The organism is Dehalobacterium formicoaceticum (assembly GCF_002224645.1).
In the GTDB taxonomy this organism is placed as follows: domain Bacteria; phylum Bacillota; class Dehalobacteriia; order Dehalobacteriales; family Dehalobacteriaceae; genus Dehalobacterium; species Dehalobacterium formicoaceticum.
On sequence record NZ_CP022121.1, the window covers coordinates 3272788 to 3298921 of the forward strand.

Consider the following 26134-nt stretch of genomic DNA (forward strand, 5'->3'; position numbering starts at 1 on the left):
ATAATTCATCAATAAGTGCAAAAAATGATCCCAAAAATAATCTCATAGGAACCAAAAAGATCCCCCACGTTTCTGGAGGATCTAATTGCTTATCCCTCTATTTTCTTATTCTTCATAAAGCTTTCAAAAGTTTCAAAGGGTATAATGTATTGCCTGCCTACCTTGACTGCCTCCAGCTTTTTGGATTTAATCAATTCTACAATGAAAGCGTAGCTTAATGGGATTTTTTCCATCAGCTCTTGAATGGTATAACCATTTACGTTGCGGCGCTCATGCATATTGGTGCGATAGTTCACCACATCTTCTTTGCCGACAAAGTATTTGCGTCCTACTCGGTAAGCCGGAAGATTTCCATGATCAATATCCCTTTTTACTGTGCCATAGCTAGCTCCAATGGCCTCTGCCACTTCTTTTAAAGTAAAAAATTCTTTTTCAACGTTTTTATTGATACTCATATTAACAACCCTCCTCTCATTGAACTTCCTTGTCAGTAATAGATTATACTCAAATTTGCTCCATAATATACATTGACAGGTTTTATTATCTTATTCTTCCCCTTTGATCTAAAAAACCACCGGTTCTTATCACCGGCGGTTTTCAAAGAAGGTATATCAATGAGACTTAGATTTACGATTATTTGACTTACTCTTGATTCAGACCCTCGCTTTTGTTCGCTAAACGAAATGTGCCATCCATCGCCCGGGACAAAATGACTGCGACCTCCGCCCTTGTGACAGGTTTTTCCGGTCTGAACAAATTCCCCGGATATCCGGCCACAATTCCGCTTTCTGCTAAATTGATGATGCCCTCGTCAGCCCAGGCATAACCGGGCTGGCCTAAATCCTGGAAAGAAATATCGGAAAAAATGCGCGGAAAATTAAAGGCCCGGCCGATGATTACCGCCAATTCTGCCCGGGTGACAGATTTTTCCGGACGGAAAGTACCGTCAGGAAACCCGCCGACGATCCCCGCACCCTTTGCCGCCGCAATATCCGCATAACCCCAATAACCAGGGGTGATATCGGAAAACTGGGGTTGAGAGACATGATAATCCAGGGACAAAGCCCTGTTTAACATGGCTGCCAATTGGGCTCTGGTCACGAGATCATCCGGTCCAAACAAACCATTCCCGTATCCGCCGATGATGGGGGGGCTGAAATGAGATAAATAACGGATACTATCCTTCGCCCAATGGGTCGTGGAATCCCGGAAAGGAAAGATATGGTGCCCGAAAACCAGATTCTCAGAAAAATCAACCTGAGGTTTGGCACCGCTGTATTTGATTTCAATAAAAGCATCGTCACTGCGGCCGTAAGTAAAGAAAATATGGCGGGAACCGGGGGCAATCTGGCCAAATTTGCTCCAATCCACCACCTTATCTTTACGGGTACCGTTGTTGACCGTTAGTGTATAGGTGGGATCCAAGACCACCCAGCCCTGCTTGGGCAAGAGAATTTCCGGCCAGGTATGGCGCATCAGGGTAATATCCAAACTCCCGTCCTCATTAATAAAGGGAGGGCCGCTTTGCTCCCTGGGCAGGTACAGGTAGCCGGTCTGGGCCCGGGCAGGAATCCCTAATGAGCGGGCGGCGGCGATAAACAGGGCCGTGTAATCCTCACAATTTCCAATCCCGGTGCGTAAGGCATGGACGGCACCTTGGTTGATGCTTTCCTCCGGTTCATTTTGATAGGTCATAAACAGGTTGATATCGGCAAATAGCTTACGGGCCATCTGATAAGGACTGGTCTCGTCTTTTACCACGTCCCGGGCATATTGAATGACCAGGTTGTTGGCCGACTCGATCTTTTTTTCCTCTGCCAGATACCCAGCATCAAAATTCTCCCGGGAATAACTGGTGCCAATCAGAGCTTCGTCCAGCTTGTAATCGATGCCGAAGTTGCGTACCGCATAGCGTTGCTCGATCACTTTTTCTTCTCCCGGCTGCAGGACGGCAATATGAAAAACGCCCAGACGGGTGCCCTTTTTATCTTCGATGATTTTCACCGGCCAGGGACTCAGTTCTTCCCCCAGGAATTCCTGAAATACCGGTTGTTCATCATTCATCAGGGGAATGGTCACCTGAATATTATAGATGCTTTCCGTATCAGGATTACTCACCACGGTGCGATGGGTAATGGTATAAACCCAGGGATCAGATTTGACAACCTCTTTATTCCGATTAGCAGCCACCCCGGCTTGCCCGGGAAAAACCACCATCCCCAGGAATAATAAAAAACATATGATTTTTTTCAAGGTTTTATCTTCCTTTACATTAAAAATATCTACCTTTTTATTCTTCATACACATTCACATCCTGAGTTAATTCGATTTTACCGCTCTTCTTTCCTGCAAGGAAATCTATCCAGAATTGGAGACCCTTGCACACAGGCAGAAAAACACATGCCTATTATTGACGACTTTGAAGGCCAAATAGTTCCCGTGATGAAAAAAATACCCCAGGCAATGCCTGGGGTATTCTTGGTACTTTCCTATTTTCACCTATTTTTATACCGGGTAGCTGTTGACGTTTTGATCGCTTCCCACCAGGGTATAGTCCACCTTGGTTTTTGCTGCCAGGGTAACCAGGGGGACGGTTCCTATGGTTCCCAAGTAAGCTAACCAGGGTAACCAGGGGGACGGTTCCGGGTAACCAGGGGGACGGTTCCTGTGGTTCCCAAGTAAGCTAACCAGAAGAACCGTCCCCCTGGTTAGACCCCTGGTTAGAAGATGGTTAGAGAAAAAACCCCAGGCAAGGCCTGAGGTTTTTTTGGTATTTTTCTATTTTCAAACCGGGTAGCTGTTAACGTTCTGATCGCTTCCCACCAGGGTATAGTCCACCTTGGTTTTTGCTGCCAGACGCTCTTCCAGGAAAGTTTTCGCGACTTGAGGGAATAAGGCGTAGGAGAGCACATCCTCTTCCGTTTCCGCATAAAAACCAATTTCTTTTCTAGCTTCGTCCATTTGGGGTTTCAGGAAATCTGCCGGCCGTCCCGTAATGGGTATTTCTTCCCCGATGATCTTTTTACGCACCTCTTCATTGATGGGCGCCGGTGGCTGTCCGTAGAGACCTTTCATATAGCTTTTGGTTTCGTTGGAAGCCATTTTGTATCGTTCTCCTACCAAAACATTGAGTACCGCCTGGGCGCCCACAATCTGACTGGAGGGCGTTACCAAAGGAGGATAGCCGAAATCCGCCCGCACCCGGGGCACTTCCTCCAGAACCTTGGGGAGTTTATCCAAAGCATTTTGCTGCTGCAGCTGGGAGATAAAATTGGAGATCATGCCCCCGGGAATTTGATATCTTAAAACATTCACATCCACCTGGCCATCGGCCACATCAAATTGTTTGTAATGACCTCGCACTTTCTTGAAATATTCCGCCACTTCCGAAAGCTTATCCAGATCCAAACCGGTAGCAAAATCTGTATCAGCCAGGCCAGCCACCATGGTTTCAATGGCCGGTTGTGAGGTGGAAAGAGCAAAGGGAGAAATGGCACAATCCAAAACATCAGCCCCTGCTTCTACCGCTTTTAAATAAACCATAGAGGCCATACCGCTGGTATAATGACAGTGGAACTGCACCGGCAGCTGTACTTTTTCTTTGAGAGCCTTGACCAAATCATAGGCGGCATAGGGGGTAATAATCCCCGCCATATCCTTGATGCAAATGGAGTCCGCGCCCATGTCCCTTAAAGTCTGCCCTTGTTTTACATAGTATTCCAGATTGTGAAAGGGGCTGATGGTATAGGAAATTGTAGCCTGAATATGACCCCCTTCCTTCTTGGTTACATCCATGGCTTTGGCCATGTTGCGCACATCGTTTAAAGCATCAAAGATGCGAATAATATCAATCCCGTTATCAATGGCTTTTTTTACGAAGGACTCCACCACATCATCAGCATAATGGCGGTATCCCACCAGATTCTGTCCCCTTAAGAGCATCTGCAGCTTGGTTTTTTTGATATGATGACGGAGTTTACGCAGTCTTTCCCAAGGGTCTTCATTCAAAAAACGCATGCAGGTGTCAAAGGTAGCACCTCCCCATACCTCCATGGAATGAAAACCGATCTCATCCATCTTTTGCGCAATGGGCAGCATATCATCCACCTTCATCCGGGTGGCCAGCAAAGACTGATGACCATCCCGAAAAGTGGTATCGGTAATACCAATTGGTTTTGGTTTATTTATTTCATTGACCTTATTCTTCAATATCTATTCCTCCCTGATTAACAAGAGTTCTTTTTCACATTAATGCCATTATAGCCCAGATTATTTCTTTTAACAAATGCGAACTTTTAAAGAACCTGGGTGACGCCTAAATAAATTTGCCCCCGCGCGCTGTCTACGGTAACAACTGCCCCATCAGGAATGCGGGTTGTAGCTCCCTCCACACCGACAATCCCGGGGATTCCTAAATTGATAGCGACAATAGCGGCATGGGAGGTTAAACCCCCTTCTTCGGTAATTATCGCCGCAGCTTTTCCGATGACATCCATATAATCCCGATCGGTGCGGGAGGTGACCAGAATCTCCCCTTCTTTCAATCGATTCCTGGCATCCGCCCCGTCTCGTGCGACCCGGGCAATACCGGTGGCAACCATGCGGCCGATTCCGATGCCGCTGGCGGTAACCTCACTGACCACATGAACCTTAATCAGATTGGTGGTACCCGGTGTACCAACAGGCACCCCTGCCGTCACCACTACCAAATCCCCATGTTTAATCAATTTTTCCTGTAAAGCAGCAGCAACCGCCACTCCCACCATCTCATCCGTTCCGCTGGTGATGGGTGTCAGTACGCCTTCAACACCCCAGAGCAAAGATAACTTTTTCTTAACCCGAGGCGAGGGAGTGGCGGCAATAATCGGTGTCTTGGGCCGATATTTGGAGACCATCTTAGCCGTCGATCCGGAAGAAGTGGGCGTAATAATGGCCGCCGCTTTTAACCCATGGGCAATACTGAAGGAAGCCTGACTAATGGCATCGGTAATGGTGACCGTTTTGCTGTCTCTCCAGTTTGGGATACGATAGTGCAGGGCAGTCTCCGTTTTGGAGGCAATTCGGGCCATCGTGCTCACCGCCTCCACCGGATACTTGCCGGAGGCTGTTTCACCGGAAAGCATCACTGCATCCGTGCCGTCAAAGATGGCATTGGCCACGTCACTGGCTTCCGCACGTGTAGGGCGCGGATTTCTGATCATAGAATCCAGCATCTGGGTGGCCGTAATCACCGGTTTCCCCGCTTTATTGCACTTATGAATGATCGTCTTTTGCACCAAAGGAACCTCTTCCGCCGGAATTTCCACTCCCAGGTCACCCCGGGCCACCATAATGCCGTCGGACACCTTTAAGATTTCATCCAGGTTTTTTACACCGGAGCGGCTTTCTATTTTCGCAATAATATCGATATCCGATTCCTTTTCCTCCAGAATGCGCCGGATATCCAAAACATCTCCCGGCTTGCGGACAAAAGAAGCGGCAATAAAATCAAGCTCCTGTTCGATACCAAAGTGGATATCCCCGATATCCTTCTCCATCAGACCGGGGAGATTGACCTCCACTCCAGGCACATTAATTCCTTTATTGGATGAAACTTCCCCGGCATTTTTCACCCGGCAAACAATGTCTTCCTCCCCGGTTTCTTTCACTTCCAGGCCAATCAAGCCATCATCGATTAAAATCGTGTTCCCGGGCACCACATCCCGGGGCAAGCCTTGATAAGTGACAGGAAAAACATTCCCTTCCCCAATCATGGGCCGGGTTGTCAAGATAATTTCCTGTCCCTCCACCACCGGAACCTTGCTTTCCTTTAAACTGCCCAGCCGGATTTCCGGTCCTTTGGTATCCAGTAAAATCGCCACATTAGTACCCGTATTATCTGCCGCCTGCCGAATATTAACAATACGCCGGCCATGCTCTTCGTGGGTACCGTGGGAAAAATTGAGCCGAGCCACATTCATGCCCGACTTCATCAGCTTTTCCAGGATCTCCACAGAATCACTTGCCGGCCCGATGGTACAGACAATTTTCGTATGTATCAGCTGAATCACTCTCCTTCACATCGCTAAGATCCCGGACAAAATATAATCTTCCATATTAATCTCTTTAGACTGGCTGAGGGCCCATTCCAAATCAAAATCTTTAATCTCATCACCGACGATTCCGACCATCCTTTTTCTGAAACCCTTTAAAAGGAGTTGAACCGCTGCTGACCCCATTTTACTGGCCAAAATCCGGTCTCCGGCAGAAGGCGAGCCCCCCCTTTGGATATGTCCCAGGACAATGACCCGGGTATCCAGTCGAGAAATATCAAGAATTTTTTTGCTGATTTCATAAGCGCCGGAAACGCCCTCCGCCACAATAATAATATTATGCTGTTTGCCCCGTTCCTGACCCCGTTTTAGGGTAGCGACAATTTCATGGATATCAAAGGGTTTTTCCGGAATTATAATCGATTCTGCGCCCCCCGCCAGTCCTGCCGCTAAAGCAATAAAACCGGAACGCCGACCCATGACTTCGATGACGAAAGCCCGCTCATGGGAGGTTGCGGTATCCCGGATTTTATTAATCGCATCCACTACCGTATTGACAGCGGTATCAAAACCAATGGTACGCTCAGTACAAGGGATATCATTGTCAATCGTCCCGGGAATTCCGATGACGTTCATACCTATTTTTTCTAATTCAAGAGCGCCGCGAAAAGTCCCGTCTCCCCCGATCACAATTAAACCTTCCACCCCGGCCTCTCTTAGATGAGTGAAAGCCAGCGCCCGTCCTTCGGGAACAAAAAATTCATCACAACGGGCCGTATGCAAAATCGTTCCGCCCCGTTGAATAATATCGGCGACAGAGCTAATATCCAAGGGAACAAAGTCACAATTCAGGAGACCGGAATAACCTCTTCTCACACCCATTACTTCCATGCCATGATAAATCGACGTACGTACAACCGCCCTAAGGGCGGCATTCATGCCCGGAGCATCACCGCCGCTGGTTAATACAGCCACCTTTTTCATATTTCCACCCCTTTAAAGGTAGTTTATCCAGCAAATAATTTACTATGAAAGGCAGAGATTAACATGATCAGCTTCCAATTGCTGCTCTTAATACCTCCTGGGCCTCTTCTACCTCCGTTTCCGGCACTAAAACTTCGACAGAACCGGAATCTCCCAAATGGGGAATCCCGATGGAACGCAACATCACCAGCACTCCTTCATTGGAGAGATAATTTTTGATCATTTCAGCTGTCGTTCGATTTGAAGCAATATAGACGACTGTCCACACTTTCGGCGCCTCCTTTCTCATCGATCACTAATTGTCCTTAATATCCCCGGAGCCTTTGCTAATCCCCGGACTCAATCCGGCCGTGTTTTGTTAAAATTTCCGCTTTACCGCGAATTTTAATCGCGGAGGTGTGCTCGGTAAATTGAGCAATTACCACTTCTCCCTTGTCCAATTTTTCCGTATGGTGAAATCGGGTATCCTTACCCCGTGTTAAGCCAAAAATGTTAACCCCATTTTCCTGGGCCTTAACGACTACATAATCGCTGCTCAGGGATTTTTCCTGATCCATTTTACCGACCTCCTTTATCCACCCATTCAGTCCTGTTGCCGAATGCCAAATTTTTTGGCCAAGGCTAAGGATACTTCTTCCGGCACTAAGCCCTTGACACAGCCCCCGAACTGAGCAACCTGCTTAATAATTTTAGAGCTGAGAAAAGAATATTTTTGATCCGTCATTAAAAAGGTGGTCTCAATATCCGGATGTAATTTTTTATTCATTAATGCCATTTGCATTTCATATTCAAAATCTGACACTACCCGTAAACCACGGATAATGGTGGATGCCTTCTTTTTCTTGCAATAATCGATTAATAAGCCTTGAAACAACTCTATCTCCACATGATCGTCTCCATCCAGCACGGCACGTATTAAATCTACCCGCTCCTCCAGGGTAAAAAGGGTATTTTTGTAGTTATCCCTAGCCACGGCAACAATCACTTTGTCAAATAACCGAACAGATCGGTGAATGACGTCTAAATGTCCATTGGTCACCGGATCAAAAGTACCGGCATAGACAGCGATACGCATTCTTTCCACTCCTTAAAAAATTAAATCTGGTGCAGCATTTTTTCTTAGCTTCATTTCATAGCTTCATTTTTTCCCGATTATTAATCCTGATACAACCTAATGCAATCTTTATTCCATCTTTAAAAAGAATTTCCTGCCAGGGCCAAGAAAAATCATGAAATCTTTAAAATTATATTTTCCGGCCCATAACGGCCTTTCAATTGCTCCATCATCTCCTCCGAGGGCGTAACCCAGTATTTTTTTTGGACCGATAAATATTTTCCAGTCCCCGCATTAAATAAATAGACAGGGGTATCTCCCGGGAAACCGTGCAGGATTTTTTGAATTGTGTTGAGATCCGCTGCGATTTCCTCCGCTTTTAATTTGATATAAAGCTTACCTTGGGCTTTTTTACCCTCCCCCGGGGGATGCAGGCTTTCACAGAACACCTTCATTTCTTCTTCCTGAAAGTTGGTTTTCCCTTCAATAACCAGCACTTGATCCAACTGAATCAACTCCTGAAAACGATGATAGGTTCGGGGAAAAGCAATACAGGCTAAATTGCCCGTAAAATCCTCGATGGTAAAATGGGCCATCAGTTCCCCTTTCCGGGTCATCACCGGACGCACAAAGTTTATGATGCCGCCGATTTTCACCGGGGAGCCGTCCCCTACCTGGGACAAGGAGTCGATGGAGACTACTGATTCTTCCTGCAGGGCTTGACTATAATCATCCAAGGGATGTCCGCTGACATAAAACCCGATCATTTCCTTCTCCATAGCCAGTAATTCCCGGGCAGGATATTCCGGTAAGTCAGGAAACTCATAACCTGCCGCCCCCTTAGGCTCCGCCATGCCCAGATCAAAGAGGGACAACTGTCCGGAGGTCTTTTCTTCCATTCTTTTATGTCCATACTCCAGGCATATTTCCATGCCTGCCAGCAGCTGAGATCTCTTAAAGCCTAAAGAATCAAAAGCACCGCAGGAGATTAAACTTTCCAGAACCCGTTTGTTGATGGGTACTCTTTCGCAAAAATCCATCAAGGAAATAAATTTTCCTCCTTCCCTTCGGGCTGTGATGGTGTTCTCAATGGCAGAACGCCCTACATTTTTGACGGCAGCAAGACCAAAGCGAATTTTATTTTCTACCACCGTAAAATTAATCAAGCTTTCGTTAATATCCGGGGGCAGGATATGAATGCCCATGCGTTTACATTCTTCAAGGTACACGGGAACCCGGTCCATATTGTCCATGATGCTGGTGAGCAAAGCCGCCATATACTCCACAGGATAATGAGCCTTTAAATAGGCGGTCTGATAAGATACCAGGGCATAGGCCGCCGAGTGGCTCTTATTAAAGCCGTAACCGGCAAAATACTCCATGAGATCAAAAACCTGACTGGCAATCCCCGCTTCAATGCTCTTTTCCCGGGCTCCTTCAATAAAGTTTTTCCGCTGCCCGGCAATGACCTCCGGCTTTTTCTTCCCCATAGCCCGGCGCAGCAAATCCGCCTGACCCAAGGTAAATCCAGCCATGACACTGGCAATTTTCATCACCTGTTCCTGGTACAAAATAACGCCGTAGGTTTCTTCTAAAATAGGCTGCAGGGAGGGGTGCAGGTATTGAGTTTCTTTTTGTCCGTGCTTGCGATCAATAAAATCCTCCACCATGCCGCTCCCCAAAGGACCGGGACGATACAGAGCCACCAAGGCAATAATGTCCTCAAACCTTTCCGGTTTCAGATTTTTCAGGATATTCTTCATCCCGGAGCTTTCTAATTGAAAGACACCGGAGCTTTCCCCCTGGGCCAATAGTCCATAAGCTTTTTCATCCTTTAAGGAGATGGTACTAATATCTAATTTCAATCCTTGATTGAGCCTAATATTCTCCAAAGCGTCCTGAATCACCGTCAGGGTGCGTAATCCTAAAATATCCATCTTGAGGAGGCCGATTTCCTCCACCGTTTCCTTGGCAAACTGGGTGGTCACGGCACCGTCGGTGGTTTTTTGGATGGGCAGATGGTCGATCAAGGGATTCTTGGAGATCACCACCCCGGCGGCATGAGTGGAGGCATGCCTGGGAATCCCCTCAAGCTCTCTGGCCAAATCAATCATTTCCCGGATCTGGGGATCCTCGTCATAATAGGCTTTGAGATCATGATTTACCTCCAGAGCCTTATCAATGGTCATGCCCAGATCATTAGGGATTAATTTTGCCACCCGATCCACCTGGGCGTAGGGGATGTCCAGCACCCGTCCCACATCCCGCACCGCTGCCTTAGCGGCCATGGTGCCAAAGGTAATGATCTGAGCCACCCGGTCGGTACCGTATTTCTCCACCAGATAATCAATCACTTCACCCCGGCGTTCAAAGCAAAAATCGATATCAATATCCGGCATGCTGATGCGTTCCGGATTTAAAAAACGTTCAAAAAGCAATTCGTATTTCAGAGGATCAATACTGGTGATGCCCAGACAATAGGCCACAATACTGCCGGCAGCTGAACCCCGCCCCGGGCCTACCATAATCTGATGCTCTCGGGCGAAATTCACCAAATCCCAGACGATGAGAAAATAGCCGGGATAATCCATTTGGGCGATGACTTCCAGTTCATAATGGAGCCGTTCCTCAACTTCCGGGGGAAAATCCGGGTATTTTTCTTTGGCGCCCTGGAGACACAGATGGCAGAGATAACTGTTCAGGGTAAAGCCGTCCGGCACCTGATAATCCGGCAGATATAAATGATTAAACTGAAAATCCACCTGACAGCGCTGGGCAATGCGCAGTGAATTCTCTAAAGCTTCCGGATAATCGCCGAAAAGCAGGTTCATTTCCTGATAAGATTTTAAGTAAAATTCATTGGTGGGAAAACGCATGCGGTTTTCTTCCTCGCGAATTTTCCCAGTTTGAATGCAAAGCAGCACATCCTGGGCGGCGGCGTCTTCTTTTCTTACATAATGAATATCGTTGGTGGCAACAAGAGGAAGGTTTAATTCACGAGCGATGCGGATCAAGCCCTGATTGACCTTCGTTTGTTCTTCAATCCCATGCTGTTGGAGCTCCAGATAAAAATTGCCGGGCCCGAAAATTTCTCCATAGTTTCGGGCAATATCCCTGGCCTCTTCATAGCGGTTCTCCATTAAACACTGGGGAATTGCCCCGGCCAGACAAGCACTTAAGGCAATGATCCCTTTGCTGTAGCGGCCAAGCAGCTCCCAATCCACCCGGGGCTTGTAATAAAAGCCTTCCAGGAAACCTAAGGAAACAAGCTTTGCCAGATTTTGATAACCTTCCTGGGTTTCCGCCAGGAGCACCAGATGATAAGGAGAATCATCCCTGCGGGGTTCCTTATCAAAACGGCTGCGCTGAGCCTGATAAACTTCGCAGCCAATAATGGGCTTAATGCCCTGTTTCAATGCTTCTTTATAAAAATCAATAACCCCATACATGACGCCATGATCTGTAATGGCTACCGCCGGCATCTCCAGCTCCCGGGCTTTTTTGACCAGTTTCTTAATGCGGCTGGCCCCGTCCAATAAGCTATATTCCGTATGGTTATGAAGGTGCACGAAATTCACATGATCATCTCATTTCTGCTTCAAAAAAATAATGTCGTAATGTCGTAAAGAAATAAACTTCTACAAAAAAAATGAATCTCCTTTAATAGAAAATGCACCCCTTTTGGAGCGCATCCTTCTTAGTCTTATCGAATTTGATTGACTTAGTTTAATCGACCTGTTTTCATATCCTTGAGTTTTTTTGTCATCAGCCCACCGATTTTTCCGGTCTCTGCAGCACTTAACCCTGCCCATCCCTCTTGCTTTACCTTGTCCGTCAGTCCCAGTTCCTCGGCAATCTCCAGCTTCATTTTCTCTACATGTTCAGGAGTTTTTTTGACCTTGCTTTTTCTTGATGGTTTAATTTTTGTGTCCACACCAACCACCTCCCTTGATATCTTACCCAAGGCAGATGATTTCATGCTCAAAGTCCGGGGAAATACTCTCGTTCCCCCAAAGAGACCACCACCTCACCGTGACAAAGATCCCGGATTTTTTGGATCACTTCATCTCGCCGATCAAAAACAAGGATGCAGGAAAGCTGAACCTGATCCGTATAAAGAATATTTTCCACAAAAATATGTGCTTGCTCCAGAAAATTCTGCACTTTCCCCAGATTGTGGTAATCCAGGTATAAGGCAATTTTTTGCCCATCAATCTTTTCCATGATCACCGCATCCAGCATCGCTTCATGGGCTGCTTTGCCGTAAGCCCGGATTAAACCTCCTGTGCCCAATAGAACTCCGCCAAAATATCGGGTTACAACTACCAAGGTATCCTGTAAATTTTCCTGTTTAATGATCTCCAGCATGGGACGCCCCGCTGTTCCGGAGGGTTCTCCTCCATCGTTGGCCCGTTGAATTTCATTGTTCTTGCCGATTCTATAAGCAAAGGTATGATGTCCCGCATCCGGCATGGATTTGCGCACCTCATCAATAAAGCCCAGGGCATCCTGCTCATCCCGCACCGGAGCGGCATGACCCATAAAAACGGATTTCTTTTCAACCAGGCGGGAAGTGCCTTTTTTGCTTAGAGTTAAAATTTTTTCCATGGTCTAACCCTTTTCCCTCTGCATATAATCTATTGTCTTATTTTACTATAAATAAAGGGGCTCTTCAATTGCATCATAACTTTCCTTTATCAAAGCAGTTTCTGCATAAAAATCTCCCCTAGAGAATATTAAATACAAAAAGTAATTAGTAAATTTGTGCTGACCATGCTTCAATGGAAAGGAGCAGGGGAGGAAAATGAATCTTTTTTATCAAAAATTACTTTTAATATACTTTACCGCCTTGGGCGTATTAGTCGGTGCCTCCTTGATCGGCTCTATTGCCGCTGTGATTACCCGCTATCCCCCCATCGAAATATTATTAAGAATATCCCGGGAAATCAAAATTTGGGCCATTGTGGCAGCCATCGGGGGCACCTTTTCCACCATTGAAATCCTTCAGCTGGGCATTTTGGAAGGGGAAATCCGGGCTTTAATCAAACAATTATTTTATATCATCTCTGCCTTTGCCGGAGCCCATACCGGCTATTTGATTATTACCCATCTGGTAGGCCGCAGCTTATGATCGCCCTTTTCTTTCACAAAGCCTCCCTGATAGCAGCCTTTATTATAGGGGTGTTGCTGGGTGCTGCCCTGACCGTGGTTGCCATTGGTCATACCGTTGATGATCTCTATTTCAAAAACAATGAACTATCATTACAGCTGGAGACAACCAGCAGGGAACTGACGGAAGTGAAGTCCACTCTTTCCCAATCAAAAGATAGGGTAGTCACAAAAATCAGCCCCAAGATTAATCTATTGTCCGACGATTATACCCCTCAGGAAATAGAAAGAATCAAACTGGCCTTAAATAAAGAAATCATTAAACAATATGAAAAGATGATCGGCCTTCCTGTCAAGTCCCTGGAACCATCCATATTGCCGGGCATCCTCAATGGACGGATCATCACAGTGGAACAAAAACAATTTAAAATCCTCGTTAAAACCATGGTCATTGGAGAAGCCCTTTATCTGGAAGTGGATATCGAAGAAAACCGCCTGCCACCCTCTCTATAAAAATAGATTCTTAGATTTTAATTTTCTGAGTATAATTCCATAGCATAATTGGATTGAGCCGAGACATAAACAATTTGAATAAAATGGGCATGCAAATTTTCTCTGATGTATTTTCCTGTTTCGATACCGTTCAACTTACTCATCTCGATATCCAGAAAAATTAAATCATAATGTGCTTTTTCCGCTATTTTTTGGCATAATTCTTCGCCGGTACTATATATATCCACATGGTATTTGTTGTTTATTTTTAACAGGTATTCTTCTAATTCTGTACAAAAGGAATTTTCATCATCGCAAATAGCGATATTTAACATCCTGATTCATTCCTTTACATGAAATATTTACTGTAAATTATAACATGCTTTGTCATGAAATAACACTATATGCTATTGCATAAGCAAAGTTAATAAACTTAAGGATAATATTTTCATTTTCAGGCCTGACCCCTATTTTATCAAATTCCAAGACTCCCACTTCTATAAGTGGGAGCTCCTATTTTCACTTCAGGTGGGGTAGATTCCCCATCTGAAGCCCCGATGTTCAGCTTTAGCTGAACGAGTTCACTCGTAATGTGTCCACATACTAATTACTTTCACAGTGCGCTCTTTCTGATAAACCTGATAGACAAATCTATGTTGTCTGTTGATTCTTATTGAGTAAGCACCGTTTAAATCTCCGACAAGTTTTTCGAAGGGTGGATAGTCTTCAAAGGGATTTTTTCGTACTAATTCCAGGAGAGTTTTAATTTTTTCGGAAAAGCCTGCTTCATATGCCTTGCGTTTATCTTTTAAGCCTTGCTTTGTGTAGACAATTTTCCAGGGCTCATAATTCACCGGCGGTATCCTCCAAATCATCCTCTATACACTCATCAAGAGGGGTATTTAATCCCTCCATAATTTTTTCCCTCATGGTAGGTACAGAGCAAAGATAGAGGGTCTCTTGGATTGACCTGTAATCTTCCTCAGACAATACAACCACATTTCCCGTTTTGCTTGTGATATACACGGGTTCGTGGGTTGTAAGTGCTTCTTCTATCAATTTAAAAAAATTGTTTCTCGCGGTAGTGGCGTTGATAATTGTCATAAATATGAACACCTCCTTGATAAATATACATTATTATGCATCAATAAACATTTTAAAACGTACATGATCATGTACGTACATTATAGGTTTAATATAGTTTATGGTCAAGAGGGAAAAGGTGAACACTTTTAGTGGGAACGGGGATGGATGGAAGAACAAAAATAAAATCCAAGCCTTTTAGAACAAAGCCGCGCAATCAGGCTGCTTTCCACGAAAAAGGTTGGATTTTTTCGTCGTAACTATTGTGCATATAAGTCCCATAGCTTAAAGAAATTAAATAGGAGCCTTATTGGTTAAAGTTAATTCACTCTGTAGTATCACTTATGCTTGATAAAAGTACCTTTGTTCAACTCATCAAAGGCATGCTGCAGCTCTGCCTGGGTATTCATCACAATGGGACCACCCCAGGCGATAGGTTCGTGCAGGGGTTTTCCTGCAAAGAAAATGAAGCGCAGTTCAGTTTCTTCAGATGCAGATACGGTGATATAATCACCTTCTCCGAACAAAACAGCGGTTTTGGACAAAACTGTCTCTTCGTTAATGACACCATCTCCCTCGATGAGAAAAACGAACACGGTTTCATCGGATTTGGTAGGAATTTGAATCCTTCCGCCCTTGGCCAGGGAAATATCGTAGATGGATGCGGGAATATGGTGGGGGGCAACGCCGGTCTTTTCTTCAAAACTGCCCGATAACACACGAACCTCTGCTCCATCCTTATTTATTTTGCCGATCATATCCCGGGTGATCGCCAGATAGGCAGGCTCAGCCATTTTTTCCTCCCGGGGCAGGTTCAGCCACAATTGAAAACCCAGCATTCTGTCCGCCGCCTTGGGCATCTCTTGGTGCATAATACCACTTCCGGCAGTCATCCACTGGCTTTCACCGGGATTAATGGTGTCCTTGTTACCCATGCTGTCCTCATGCTCTATTTTCCCGGAAATTAAATAAGTGATGGTTTCAATACCCCGGTGGGGATGCATCGGGAAACCGGCCGTATAATCTGACGGATTGGTTGAGTCAAAAGAATCCAGCATCAGAAAGGGATCGAAATCGTACACGTCTTTGTGCCCCAGCACCCGGACAAGCCGGACTCCCGCACCGTCTGTGGCTCTTTGTCCACGAATCATTTTATTAATTTCACGTTTTTGCATCCTTTTTCCACTCCTTCATTTTCTTTAAAAGGCTCTTCAAAAGATATTTGCTGCAATTTCCCGAAGGATATAACAGCATCTTTGCCAAAAGTATAGCAAAAAAGGATAATTACCACAACCTTATTAATTATCATTACTCAATTGTTATTTCTGGATTTGTAATCTGAAATTTACCATTTCTAAATACAATATCTCCTTCAAAAATTGGAGTATCCTCGAAAAACTGGGGTTCTGCCATCTCCTCAAAGGCCAAACCAATGGGAACCTTTATTTTTAATCCATTTTCCGCCTCAAAGTAAACAATATTTCCGTAGGCTATATTTTTGAAAGTATACTCTTCATATCCTGCCGGCATATCATAGGTGTAACTTTTATTGCTGGTTTTTAATAAAATACTATTTTCTTTTTTATCATAATCAGCAGAAAGCATCGTTTTCATTTGTTCCAAATAATCACTGAAGATATAATCAATATAACCGGGAGTTCCAGCCTGCTTTAAAACATGTAATTCATCAATAGCTACTCCTGTACCTGAATTTACATTGAGGACACATACAATTTCATCCCTGCCGTCATGATCCAGATCCTGCTTATTTAACACAGGCAAAATAAATCTCGGCGTTGTGTAAATCCAATTAAAAAGTTGCATATCATCACCATATTTTAGTACTACGCCGGTAGGCTTCATGCCATATAAATAGATATCCTCCTGGGGAAGTTCAGCGATCAAGGGATAGTCTGTGAATTCAAAGCGATCACTGGTGATAATTGACTTTTCGGTTAAATCAGCAATACTTATTTCCTTTGCCGGTTGATTTCCGGTAAGATACCAATCATCAGTTGGCGGCCCCCCGGTCATCAAACCTTCCACATACCAACCATGCTCACCTTTGACCAGCCACAGCCATCGGGGGGAAACTCCTTTTTCAAAGGCAGAAGTGCCTCCCTCCTCAATATCCATTTCCAGCCAAAAACATGCCTTGTTTTCACGTACATCTTCTTGAATTATTTTGACATCTCTGATTTTTACCGTGTCCCAAATTTCCTGCCCCATGGGATCAAAGGGATGATCATGGGACCAAGATAGGATGGACAGATAATTACTTTCCTTGAGGGCCTTGATGTAATCCTGGGCAGCCTGTAAAGCTGTGGGCGCAAAAGAATTCACTCTTTCCCATTCGGCAATTTGTTCCCAGGCATCGATGACAACGAGGCGATTATCTTCTCGGCCAAAGGTAATAATCTCAGTCTGTTCATACTTTCCGCCGTCGCTGTCTGCCAAATGATAGGTGATATTTGCCTTATCTCCCTCCACGTCAATGGTAAAACTCTCCACCCAAGGGCTGGAACCACCAATATTATAATTCCAATCATCACCGGATCGTTGTATTTGCTCGGCTACGAATTTTTCCTTCATACTCTCGGACATGATTTCGTAGCGTGGTTTACCGTCCCGGGTCCTGAGGGATTCGGCCCAAGTTTCTGCCATCTGCATTTTCTTCCCTTCATTATCGGTAATAGCATCGGGATTGCCGGAAAGTCCAATGACCATGGCCGCCACTAAAATGATGGCCGCAACTATTACCCACAAAGCGGGGCGCCGGTAATTGAGGACGTTTGTGATACGCCCTTTGACACCTGTTTCCCCAAAGGATAAAGGACTTCCGCTGATCTTGCCCCTGTTTACAGCCAGTGATAATAAAGACGCGCTGTAATCCTTCTTGATTTCTGTACCCAGCTCCTTGATTACCTGTTCGTCACAGGACATTTCCATATCACGGCTCATCAGTACAAAGCTGATCCAGACTATAGGATTAAACCAGTGAATACAAAGGACTAAAAAGGCAAAAGGCTTAATTATGTAATCAAAACGTCTGATATGGGTTTGCTCATGCTTTAAAATAAAGCTTTTCTCTGTTTCCGAAAGACCTAGGGGCAGATAAATCCTCGGACGAATGATACCCAGAACAAAGGGTGCGGCAATTTTTTCACTTTCAAAAACATTGTCCTTCAAAAGCATCCCTGTGCTGACTTTTCGTTTTAATAAAAAGTAGGACGAAACACCGTAAACGACCAAGATCATCATGCCGATTACCCAGATCAGCGATAAAGCAAACATAATCATCTCCATGGGATTGGCACCGGAATAAGGCACAGCTGCCGCCGGTAATGAACCGTTGATCATGGCATTTACCTGATCCGGCCCGGTTTCCATCCGGGGTTGTGCCATCATCCCAATCTGATTAGGAATGTGATCCATGCTCCTTGATCCGTGAAAGAAGACCTTTAAAATACTAAACGCGGAAGTAAAGGAAAAAGGACATATCAGGCGAAACAATACCACCGACCACAGGGAATAGGAAAAAATCTTCGGGGCTTTTTTCAGCAACAGCCGTGCAGCCATGACAAAGATAATAACGTAGCTTGCTGTGATGCTCATATTCAGAACTTTTAAAAATAAATCCGGCAGAAAAGGCAGAAAATGTTCCATGTTTATCACCCCTCAAAGCTATCAATCAGTTTTTTCAGTTCTTCCGCTTCGGCGGAAGACAGTTTTTTATCACTCATAAAACTGGCAATAAACTGGGGCAATGAACCATCAAAGGTTTTGCTTAAAAACTGCTCGCTTTCAAATTTCTGTACCTGTTCTCGTTTTACAAGAGCACTAACGATGGCGTTTTCATTTTTCAATACTCCTTTTTCGCATAACTTTTTCAATACGGTATAAGTAGTAGATTTTTTCCAGCCCAGCTTTTCATGGCAATGCTTCACCAGATCCCCTGAGCCGAGGGGCTCATGCTCCCATACAATACAAGCAAAACGATATTCACTTTCGCAAAGATTTAATTTATTCATGGCGCATCTCCTTTGGTCTATTTATGTAGACTTATTATAATCACAGTCTATCATTATAGACCGTCCTTGTCAAGGCGGGACGGGGGCGGCGGGACGGGGGGACAGGTACCTTGTCCCTCCCCCTCCCCCTCCCCCAAAAAAAGAAGGACTTTCACCTTAGACATATGACATCCCATCAAACTCAAAAAAATCACCCATGTATATGAGTGATCCTTAAATCAATTTTATTGATTTAATTCCTATAAATTTTAATTTTACATAGTGATCTATTGATTAAATCCCGTGGTTTCATCTTGCTGTGACATTTCTTTCTCTTGTTTTATCAATAAATCCATACTGAAATCTAGTATTTTTTTCCTGCGCTCGGTAATCATTACTTTGTAAAAATCCTTTTGAATTGGTATAAGTGCAGGAATCCCATCAATCAATTCATTTATTTTATCTATATTAATCCGTTGGGAAATTCTTTTTAAAGCTTTATTACACTCTGGATCTTTTAATGAAGATATAAAGTCAAAATAGGAAATCTTTTTACCATCTTCTTCAATAGATGACGCAGGAAATACAAATATTCTTTGATTAATTTCATCATCACTGTCCAAAACCTTCTTCATTCCTTCTTCTGAAAGCTGTGGGTACAGACAAGAACCACAATCATAAACTGGAGCTATTTCCACAGTTTTTAATTCTTCATCTATCAGTAATCCCCAGTTGCCATTATGCCTATCAAAATTTCCAAGCAATGCATCTACTATAAACAAATCCCAAAAAAACGAACGAATTTCATTTGGTGGTAATAAAGTTTGCTCTTCCATTGTTTTTAAAATAGATGACAATTCTTTTCCATATCCACTTTGTTCACTATCAATACAGGTGTTTTTTAGATGAGCAAACTCCATCAATTTCTTACCATCAGCTGTAAAGTCTTTGCAGGCAACTACAATTTTTTCTTTACCACGTCTATCTGTATATGTTCCTAATATAGTTTCTTGTGTTATAATCCCAAGGATTTTAAATATATTGCAAGCAATATATTCACTAATACATCCATTTGTATAACTCATGAATTTGTTTCTGCTAGGTACAGGTGGGAACTTTAACATATAACTTTCGCCTTCGTAAATGATATTGATTTTATTTCCGTTTGCCCCGCCATAGGCTTTAAACTTATTTATCTCACACGATGTAAAATCAATCATCTAAATCCTCCTGAGTTTCTCCATAGAGATATTCTTTTCTTAAATAATTTGCTTGTTCCTCAGTAATATAGCCTGCCCAAAGATCTGCATTAATTGAACCATATAGTTCGTTCCATAAGCAATCTAAGTGAAGCACCCCTTCTTTTTCACCTTGAATATAGGCTCTTAATGCTCCATCTAAAGTTCCCGATAAATTTGTTTCTAAATAAGATTTATCTCTAGGCTTTCTAGCATCTATATCATCTTTTGTTTCTATTTCTAATTCAATAATTTCTTCAATGGGCATTTCAAGTACCTTGGATAGTTTAGAAAGTGTTTTCACACTGCATCTATTGAGGTCTGTCTTACCTGAAAATATATCAGATAATGTAGACCAGGGTACACCGCTTGCTTTTGATAAACTATATTTTGACATGCCTTTTTCTTTTATAAGTTGTTGTATATTCATATTCATCACCTATATTTAGTATATCGGTACTCCGTTATAGTGTCAAGGGGGACATAGGGAAAGGGGGACATAGGGACAGGTACCTTGTCCCTCCGCCTCCCCCAAAAAAAGATAAAAGGGAACGTTTCCGTTCCCCTTGTTTGTTATTGTTATTTACTCTTCATTTTCCTCCGATTTATCCTTAATCTGATTTACAATATCAGGAACCATCGCCAGCACCTTTTCCAGGGATCCCTTATCTTTCAGGGTAATTAAAGATACCTCACCACCCTTGATCACTAATATGCTGTTAGGAGAGATTTTAGCTCCGACTCCGGTTCCGCCGCCGGTACCGTCATTTCCTTTTCCGTCCTTGCCTGAACCTCCGCCGGATCCCATACCGAAACCCACCTCGATAATGGGCACCAAGGTAACCTCTCCTACATTAATGGGATTTCCAATCACGGTTTCCGTACGGAAAAATTTTTCCAGTCTGTCAAATAGCGTATCCAGGTTTTCTTTTAATTCCATAAAAAAGACCCCCTTTTTATCATCGTATTTTTGTTGTCTTCAATCTACTTCATCCTACTTCAGCATAGTTCATCCTACTTCATCTTTTTATTTTCAATTATTCAATACACGAAATTTCACGAATGGTTGCATTTATTTTTATTCTTTTCCTCTTCTTTTTTGCAGCATTTTTTTCAGAACCGGTCTTGCCGGCGGAGCAACAATGAACCTCAAACCATAGAAAAGCACTACTGCCGGTCTGATGCGTCCTTGAACCAATGCTCTTAGGTCCCTTACTCCCCCGGTAAAATCAGGCTCCACATGAATACCGGGAACAGTTGACCGGAAGGCTGCCAAAATTCCGGTGTAATAAGGATCATCAAATCCCCAAACCCCTTCCAGCTTCATGACCTTGGGTGCGCTATGACGAAAAATGTCCCGAACCGTTTTTAGGATGGCCTTGATAAAACCCCTATCGAAGATACCAAAAACATCCCCCCATCTCCCTTTTTGACGCTTCTTTTCCGGTTTTGTCTCTTCTTTCTTTTTTTCAGATGATGCAAGTGGTTTTTTAAACAGGGTAATCCCTGCCAGCTGCAAGCCAAAGATATTTCTACCCCCAGCTGCCCATGTAAAAGAAATCTGAAATGGCCCTGCGCCAATATTCATCTCCCCACTGAATTTATCCTGCCATAACCCTCGCAAATCATACCTGATCGGCGTCAGGATGATGATAAAAAACAGAGCAAAAACAACTAAGACTGCCCCCGCCAAAATATTCAGCACAATCATTTATCATTCACCTACACACCGATGATTTTTTGCTTTGCATCGTCGAATCAGATTAATACTCCACCATGACTGAATTTTCCCTAACCTTAAATTAAACTACCCTTATCCCTAAAATTATTATACACCCAAAACCAAATTCGGTTGCATAATTTAAAATAAATTTTAAAAAATTTTAAAAAAATCCTAAAAGATAAACACTTTACTAATGCGGCTTACCCCCGTCGGCAGCCCCCTCTCAAAATCATATTCTAGCTTCACTCCCTACTTTTTCCCCAAAATTTTCTTTATATGATTAGACCCATTTTGTGGAGAAAAGTTCCAAATGGAAGATACAAATTTTCCGACTCAACAATATCGCTTTAGTGAATTGTTCCCATGTTATGTTTGTCACTTTGTCACATTGTCACCTATGACAAAATGTCACCGACAAAATGTCATAGTTAGCCTATTAATTTTAGGAATATAGGCTGTAACCCGGCTATCTAAAGCACTTTTTTGTGCTTTCACTTTTGGCACGACTCTTGCTATATTAAGGGGCAGAACCTAATCATTATTAATATACTAAGCAAAAGATTGGGAGTTAAGGAGGTGGATTATAAACAATCCCGGATTAGGTTTTACCAAAAATATAGTGGAGGAAAATAAGATGGCACAGGTTAAGGTAAACAAAACATCCCCTTCCGGAGGATGGTCCGATCTTTGGAAAAAAGAAGATTACTGGGCAGTGTGGTTGGGTCTCGGGGTAGTTCTTATTGCTATTCTTTTATGGTCTTTTGGAAGTAATATTATGAAAACTATTGCTGTTTCGATACCTAGTTGGAGTGAGTTTGGTGAGCCTACCGCTTTTCTGGGCCAAAACATCGGCAATATCATCTTGCTTTATCTTTGTTTTTTAGCAATTTTTTCTTTAGCTGTTAAGGTTTTAGGATATGACGTAAAACAGTTTGCTATCGGCTTTACTGTACTTTATGTACTCAGTGTCATTGTTACAATTTTTGGATCCTGGACATTAATGAAAAAGTGGAACTTAGAAGCACCCCTTTTAGCACTTGCTGTCGGACTTATTTTAGGTAACTTTTTAACTATTCCTAAATGGCTGGATGCTGCATTAAAAACCGAATTTTTTGTAAAAACAGGTATTGTATTAATGGGGGCAACCCTTCCTTTTACCCTGATCATGCAGTCCGGTCCGGTAGCGTTTTTGCAAGCTACCATCATTGCAGTAACTACATTTCTCACTATTTATTGGGCAGGAACCAGGCTCTTTGGCTTGGACAAACGTTTCTCCACTTGTCTGGCTGCCGGGGGTTCTATTTGCGGGGTATCTGCTTCCATCGCCATCGGCGGCGCGGTAAAAGCTGAAAAACAACATGTTTCCGTAGCAATTTCCCTGGTGGTCGTGTGGGCAACGATCATGATTTTTTCCTTGCCGATCTTGATTAAGGCTTTGGGTATTCCGGACGGTCCTGCGGGCGCTTGGATCGGAACCTCAGAATTTGCCGATGCAGCAGGTATTGCTGCTGCTGCAGCAATTGGTGAGCAGGCCATTAAAACCTTTACCTTAATGAAGGTAGTTGGGCGGGATATGTTTGTAGGTATTTGGGCCTTTATCATGGCATTGATTTCTGTTACCAAATGGGAAAAAAGAGACGATGGAACAAAGCCGAATGCCGGTGAGATCTGGTCCCGTTTCCCTAAATTCGTTTTAGGATTCTTTCTTGCTTCTATTATTGTTACCCTCTTGATTTCCGGTCTTGATGCCTCTGCTGCTAAGACGGTTGATGCGGGTATTATTAAACCAATTAAAGAATTAAGGAGCTGGGCGTTTATCTTTACCTTCCTTTCTATCGGTTTAACTACTCGTTTCAGGGACTTAACCTCTGTAGGCTGGAAACCCTTTGCAGCCTTTACCACCGGGGTTTTAATAAATGTTCCTCTGGGATATATACTATCGGTGATTATCATGGGCGGTTATTGGGCCTTAGTGAAATAATAAAATAGTGAATCAACCTCAAGAAATTTTAAAATAAGGATGTTGGCCAGGATAAACAGCCAACATCCTTATTTTCACCTGACTAACTTGGCGTAAGTCTCCCACCTCTTTAGGCGGGAGTCAAACGCCAAATAAGTCATGCATTAGCAGTTCTAAAATTCAGATGGAGTAAAAAAATCTCCATCTGAATTAAGAACTTGCGTCAAGATTTCCGATCTGAAAATTGATCGGTAATATTTTTACCTTATTAGGAGAACATTTTAATATCAAGCCGGTTATTTTAATGGTAAAATGATTTAATGAATGCAATTACTAATTGTGGAAATGGGGGAGCACTGTGGACAATACTTCTATTCCCTGGTGGATGCGTATTAGGACGCATGTACTCCTATTTGGCCTGGCTATGTCTATTTTCCCCTTATTTATCCTTAGCAATTTAAGCTTCAATACTGTTAAGCAATATATGCTAAATAGTATTTGGGAACAAAACTTTGAGGGAGTTTCCGTACTGGCGGACGAAGTACAAGAGGTATTTAAGAATATTGAAAACAATTTAAGCTATATTTCTGTAGCTAATGGGGATGCTCTTTTAGGTGATGATGAAAACAAAAGGCAATTAGTTTTTAAAACTTTACTAGATCAGGAACCTTTTGTTGAAGAAATAAGGGTAGCTGACAAAAATTTAACGGTGCTGGATAAAATCCCCTGGGGAAATACAGCTGAATCTGATTTATTTATTCCCTCCCATCAGTCTATTTTTCTGAGCAAAGTTATATTTTCTGAGACTGGTGATCCCAAGATGTATGTAACAACGGCTATTCCGGATCCTAATACAGGAGAAAGAATAGGGTATTTTCAAGTAAAAATTGATTTAAATAGCATCATTGACAATTTTACCGGACATCGGTTGAGTAAAGAAGGGAATTTATATTTTATTGATAAATCCGGTAATTTAATTGGACATACTGAATACAGCCGGGTTTTAGACCGGGAGGATTTTCGGGGAAATCCTGCTGTACAAAACTTTTTGGAAGGGAATGAATATTCCCAGGGCACAGAGTATAAAAACTCTGAGGGCACAAATGTTATTGGCTGGTTTGCCAAAGTGGGTAACCCTGATTGGGGCGTATTTATTGAGCAAACCACCAGAGAGGCCTATCAACCTATTTATAGTTTTACATTGAAACTGCTCATCATTGCCATTTTGATAATGATCATTGGTTCTCTTCTAAGTATTATCTTTGGTTTGAAGCTGGTTCAGCCTTTGGAGAACCTGGAAGGACAGGTTAAGAAAATTATCTCTACAGGCGACATTCAGGAGGAAATTCCTATTGAGAGTTGGGATGAAATCGGCAGGTTGGTCCAATCTTTTAATCAATTATTGTTTCTTTTAGACGAGACTAATGAAAATTTAAAAAACGAAAAAGAATTATTGCGCATCGTTGTTGACGGAATTGGAGCAGGAATGGTACTCCTCGATGAAGAAAGAAATATCGTATGGTGGAATTCCATCTTCGCCCGTTGGTTTGGTGATAAATTAACTGATTTACCATGGAAACTTTCCCTGGAAAAAGATCGGGTCTTTACCGTCAATGTTAATGGAGAACACCGGCACATGCGTCAGATATTGTATGAATTAACACCTGATAAATCCAATAATGCCGCTTACCTATTGCTCCTCGAAGATGTTACTCAACAAACGGAAATGGAAGCCCGGATGATAGAATCGGATAAAATGGCAACTGTCGGTCTTTTGGCCTCAGGGGTAGCCCATGAGATTAATAATCCTCTGGCGATTGTTGCCGCCCACAGTGAGGATTTGCTGGACCGCTTGAAAGAGGAAGATCAGAGTCTGGAGCAGGACGAAATTAAAGCGGGCTTAAATATCGTATTAGAACAAGTTATCCGCTGTAAACAGATTATATCTCGTCTCCTGGGTCTTGCCCGCAAGAGCCATGATAATGATTATGTGGATATTGGGCAATCAAGCGCTCAGGTTTTGGAACTATTAAAGCATCGAGCAAAACAAAAAAACATAAAAATTGTGAGCCAGATTGATGCCGGCCTTTTTGTATTAGGCAACGAAAGTGAGTGGCAGCAGGTGGTTTTAAATATTGTCACCAACGCTCTGGATGCGTCAAATGCTGGAGGAACACTGGAAGTCGCGGCCGGGCGTGACGACAATAATAATGAAGAGATCCATTTTTCTGTACATGATTATGGGCAGGGTATTCCGGAAAAATATCTAAAGAAACTCTTTGTCCCTTTCTTTACCACCAAACCTGTGGGACAAGGAACCGGCCTTGGTTTATTTATCAGTTACAGTATCGTACAAAAGATGCAGGGAAAATTGTTTATTGACAGTACAGAAGGAAAAGGGACCATCGTAGATATTACCTTACCTTCTTATAAGGTGGGTGCATAATTT

General features: G+C 43.3%; 26 protein-coding genes. 5 read left to right on the forward strand and 21 right to left on the reverse strand.

Annotated elements, in window-relative coordinates; all coding sequences use genetic code 11:
• Positions 1-89: 89 nt before the first annotated feature.
• Both CEQ75_RS15930 and CEQ75_RS15935 read right to left on the reverse strand, forming a co-directional pair.
• Positions 90-455, reverse strand: coding sequence for a helix-turn-helix domain-containing protein (locus CEQ75_RS15930; protein ID WP_089612072.1), 366 nt, complete (start codon positions 453-455; stop codon positions 90-92).
• A gap of 187 nt (positions 456-642) precedes the next feature.
• Entirely contained in the window at positions 643-2301 is a 1659-nt protein-coding gene (locus tag CEQ75_RS15935; RefSeq protein ID WP_198306571.1) for an S-layer homology domain-containing protein, read from the reverse strand.
• Between the two features lie 99 nt (positions 2302-2400).
• Here CEQ75_RS15935 and CEQ75_RS15940 point away from each other — a divergent pair, with 99 nt between their 5' ends.
• Positions 2401-2619, forward strand: coding sequence for a hypothetical protein (locus CEQ75_RS15940; RefSeq protein WP_089612074.1), 219 nt, complete (start codon positions 2401-2403; stop codon positions 2617-2619).
• A gap of 165 nt (positions 2620-2784) precedes the next feature.
• On the opposite strand, the gene CEQ75_RS15945 is transcribed toward CEQ75_RS15940, so the two are convergent.
• The 9 genes from CEQ75_RS15945 to CEQ75_RS15985 all read right to left on the reverse strand — a co-directional run bounded on the left by CEQ75_RS15945 (position 2785) and on the right by CEQ75_RS15985 (position 12678).
• On the reverse strand, positions 2785-4209 hold the full coding sequence (locus CEQ75_RS15945; protein ID WP_242965274.1) for an oxaloacetate decarboxylase subunit alpha: 1425 nt from the start codon (positions 4207-4209) through the stop codon (positions 2785-2787).
• 86 nt (positions 4210-4295) lie between these two features.
• The gene (pyk, locus tag CEQ75_RS15950; RefSeq protein ID WP_089612675.1) at positions 4296-6041 is read right to left on the reverse strand and encodes a pyruvate kinase; all 1746 of its coding nucleotides are present in this window, start codon (positions 6039-6041) and stop codon (positions 4296-4298) included.
• Between the two features lie 15 nt (positions 6042-6056).
• On the reverse strand, positions 6057-7016 hold the full coding sequence (gene pfkA / locus CEQ75_RS15955; protein ID WP_089612075.1) for a 6-phosphofructokinase: 960 nt from the start codon (positions 7014-7016) through the stop codon (positions 6057-6059).
• 67 nt (positions 7017-7083) lie between these two features.
• Complete coding sequence (locus tag CEQ75_RS15960; RefSeq protein ID WP_089612076.1) at positions 7084-7284, reverse strand: putative signal transducing protein; 201 nt, start codon at positions 7282-7284, stop codon at positions 7084-7086.
• A gap of 58 nt (positions 7285-7342) precedes the next feature.
• The gene (gene mtrB, locus CEQ75_RS15965; protein WP_089612077.1) at positions 7343-7573 is read right to left on the reverse strand and encodes a trp RNA-binding attenuation protein MtrB; all 231 of its coding nucleotides are present in this window, start codon (positions 7571-7573) and stop codon (positions 7343-7345) included.
• 26 nt (positions 7574-7599) lie between these two features.
• Entirely contained in the window at positions 7600-8091 is a 492-nt protein-coding gene (gene coaD, locus CEQ75_RS15970; protein WP_089612078.1) for a pantetheine-phosphate adenylyltransferase, read from the reverse strand.
• 152 nt (positions 8092-8243) lie between these two features.
• The gene (locus CEQ75_RS15975) at positions 8244-11648 is read right to left on the reverse strand and encodes a DNA polymerase III subunit alpha (RefSeq protein WP_089612079.1); all 3405 of its coding nucleotides are present in this window, start codon (positions 11646-11648) and stop codon (positions 8244-8246) included.
• Between the two features lie 143 nt (positions 11649-11791).
• Positions 11792-12004 (reverse strand): alpha/beta-type small acid-soluble spore protein, encoded by a 213-nt coding sequence (locus CEQ75_RS15980; protein ID WP_242965277.1) that lies wholly within the window; start codon positions 12002-12004, stop codon positions 11792-11794.
• 47 nt (positions 12005-12051) lie between these two features.
• The gene (locus CEQ75_RS15985; RefSeq protein WP_089612081.1) at positions 12052-12678 is read right to left on the reverse strand and encodes a YigZ family protein; all 627 of its coding nucleotides are present in this window, start codon (positions 12676-12678) and stop codon (positions 12052-12054) included.
• 196 nt (positions 12679-12874) lie between these two features.
• Between CEQ75_RS15985 and CEQ75_RS15990 the strand changes: the two genes are divergently transcribed.
• Both CEQ75_RS15990 and CEQ75_RS15995 read left to right on the forward strand, forming a co-directional pair.
• Positions 12875-13201, forward strand: a complete 327-nt coding sequence (locus CEQ75_RS15990; RefSeq protein ID WP_089612082.1) for a YtrH family sporulation protein — start codon at positions 12875-12877, stop codon at positions 13199-13201.
• The gene (locus tag CEQ75_RS15995) at positions 13198-13692 is read left to right on the forward strand and encodes a sporulation membrane protein YtrI (RefSeq protein ID WP_089612083.1); all 495 of its coding nucleotides are present in this window, start codon (positions 13198-13200) and stop codon (positions 13690-13692) included. The genes CEQ75_RS15990 and CEQ75_RS15995 overlap by 4 nt, the downstream gene beginning before the upstream one ends.
• A gap of 17 nt (positions 13693-13709) precedes the next feature.
• On the opposite strand, the gene CEQ75_RS16000 is transcribed toward CEQ75_RS15995, so the two are convergent.
• From CEQ75_RS16000 to CEQ75_RS16045, 10 genes are all read right to left on the reverse strand, one after another.
• Complete coding sequence (locus CEQ75_RS16000) at positions 13710-14006, reverse strand: LytR/AlgR family response regulator transcription factor (RefSeq protein ID WP_089612084.1); 297 nt, start codon at positions 14004-14006, stop codon at positions 13710-13712.
• A gap of 246 nt (positions 14007-14252) precedes the next feature.
• Positions 14253-14525, reverse strand: coding sequence for a Txe/YoeB family addiction module toxin (locus CEQ75_RS16005; protein WP_242965279.1), 273 nt, complete (start codon positions 14523-14525; stop codon positions 14253-14255).
• Positions 14515-14775: a type II toxin-antitoxin system Phd/YefM family antitoxin gene (locus CEQ75_RS16010; RefSeq protein WP_089612086.1), complete on the reverse strand. Its 261-nt coding sequence runs from the start codon at positions 14773-14775 to the stop codon at positions 14515-14517. Before CEQ75_RS16010 ends, CEQ75_RS16005 begins: the two co-directional genes overlap by 11 nt.
• A gap of 317 nt (positions 14776-15092) precedes the next feature.
• Positions 15093-15929 (reverse strand): pirin family protein, encoded by an 837-nt coding sequence (locus tag CEQ75_RS16015; RefSeq protein WP_089612087.1) that lies wholly within the window; start codon positions 15927-15929, stop codon positions 15093-15095.
• Between the two features lie 133 nt (positions 15930-16062).
• Positions 16063-18420 carry a M56 family metallopeptidase gene (locus CEQ75_RS16020; RefSeq protein WP_089612088.1) on the reverse strand — a complete coding sequence of 786 codons (2358 nt, stop codon included), beginning with the start codon at positions 18418-18420 and terminating at the stop codon, positions 16063-16065.
• Positions 18421-18425: 5 nt separating this feature from the next.
• Entirely contained in the window at positions 18426-18785 is a 360-nt protein-coding gene (locus tag CEQ75_RS16025; RefSeq protein ID WP_089612089.1) for a BlaI/MecI/CopY family transcriptional regulator, read from the reverse strand.
• 266 nt (positions 18786-19051) lie between these two features.
• Positions 19052-19984, reverse strand: coding sequence for a HipA domain-containing protein (locus tag CEQ75_RS16030; protein ID WP_089612090.1), 933 nt, complete (start codon positions 19982-19984; stop codon positions 19052-19054).
• The gene (locus CEQ75_RS16035) at positions 19977-20432 is read right to left on the reverse strand and encodes a helix-turn-helix domain-containing protein (RefSeq protein ID WP_089612091.1); all 456 of its coding nucleotides are present in this window, start codon (positions 20430-20432) and stop codon (positions 19977-19979) included. Before CEQ75_RS16035 ends, CEQ75_RS16030 begins: the two co-directional genes overlap by 8 nt.
• A 153-nt stretch (positions 20433-20585) precedes the next feature.
• Positions 20586-20942 (reverse strand): GerW family sporulation protein, encoded by a 357-nt coding sequence (locus tag CEQ75_RS16040; protein ID WP_089612092.1) that lies wholly within the window; start codon positions 20940-20942, stop codon positions 20586-20588.
• Between the two features lie 138 nt (positions 20943-21080).
• Positions 21081-21713, reverse strand: a complete 633-nt coding sequence (locus tag CEQ75_RS16045) for a hypothetical protein (RefSeq protein ID WP_089612093.1) — start codon at positions 21711-21713, stop codon at positions 21081-21083.
• A gap of 646 nt (positions 21714-22359) precedes the next feature.
• Here CEQ75_RS16045 and CEQ75_RS16050 point away from each other — a divergent pair.
• Together CEQ75_RS16050 and CEQ75_RS16055 are read left to right on the forward strand one after the other, a co-directional pair.
• Entirely contained in the window at positions 22360-23706 is a 1347-nt protein-coding gene (locus tag CEQ75_RS16050; protein WP_089612094.1) for a YeiH family protein, read from the forward strand.
• A gap of 337 nt (positions 23707-24043) precedes the next feature.
• Positions 24044-26131 carry an ATP-binding protein gene (locus tag CEQ75_RS16055; RefSeq protein WP_089612095.1) on the forward strand — a complete coding sequence of 696 codons (2088 nt, stop codon included), beginning with the start codon at positions 24044-24046 and terminating at the stop codon, positions 26129-26131.
• The last annotated feature ends 3 nt before the right edge of the window (positions 26132-26134 follow it).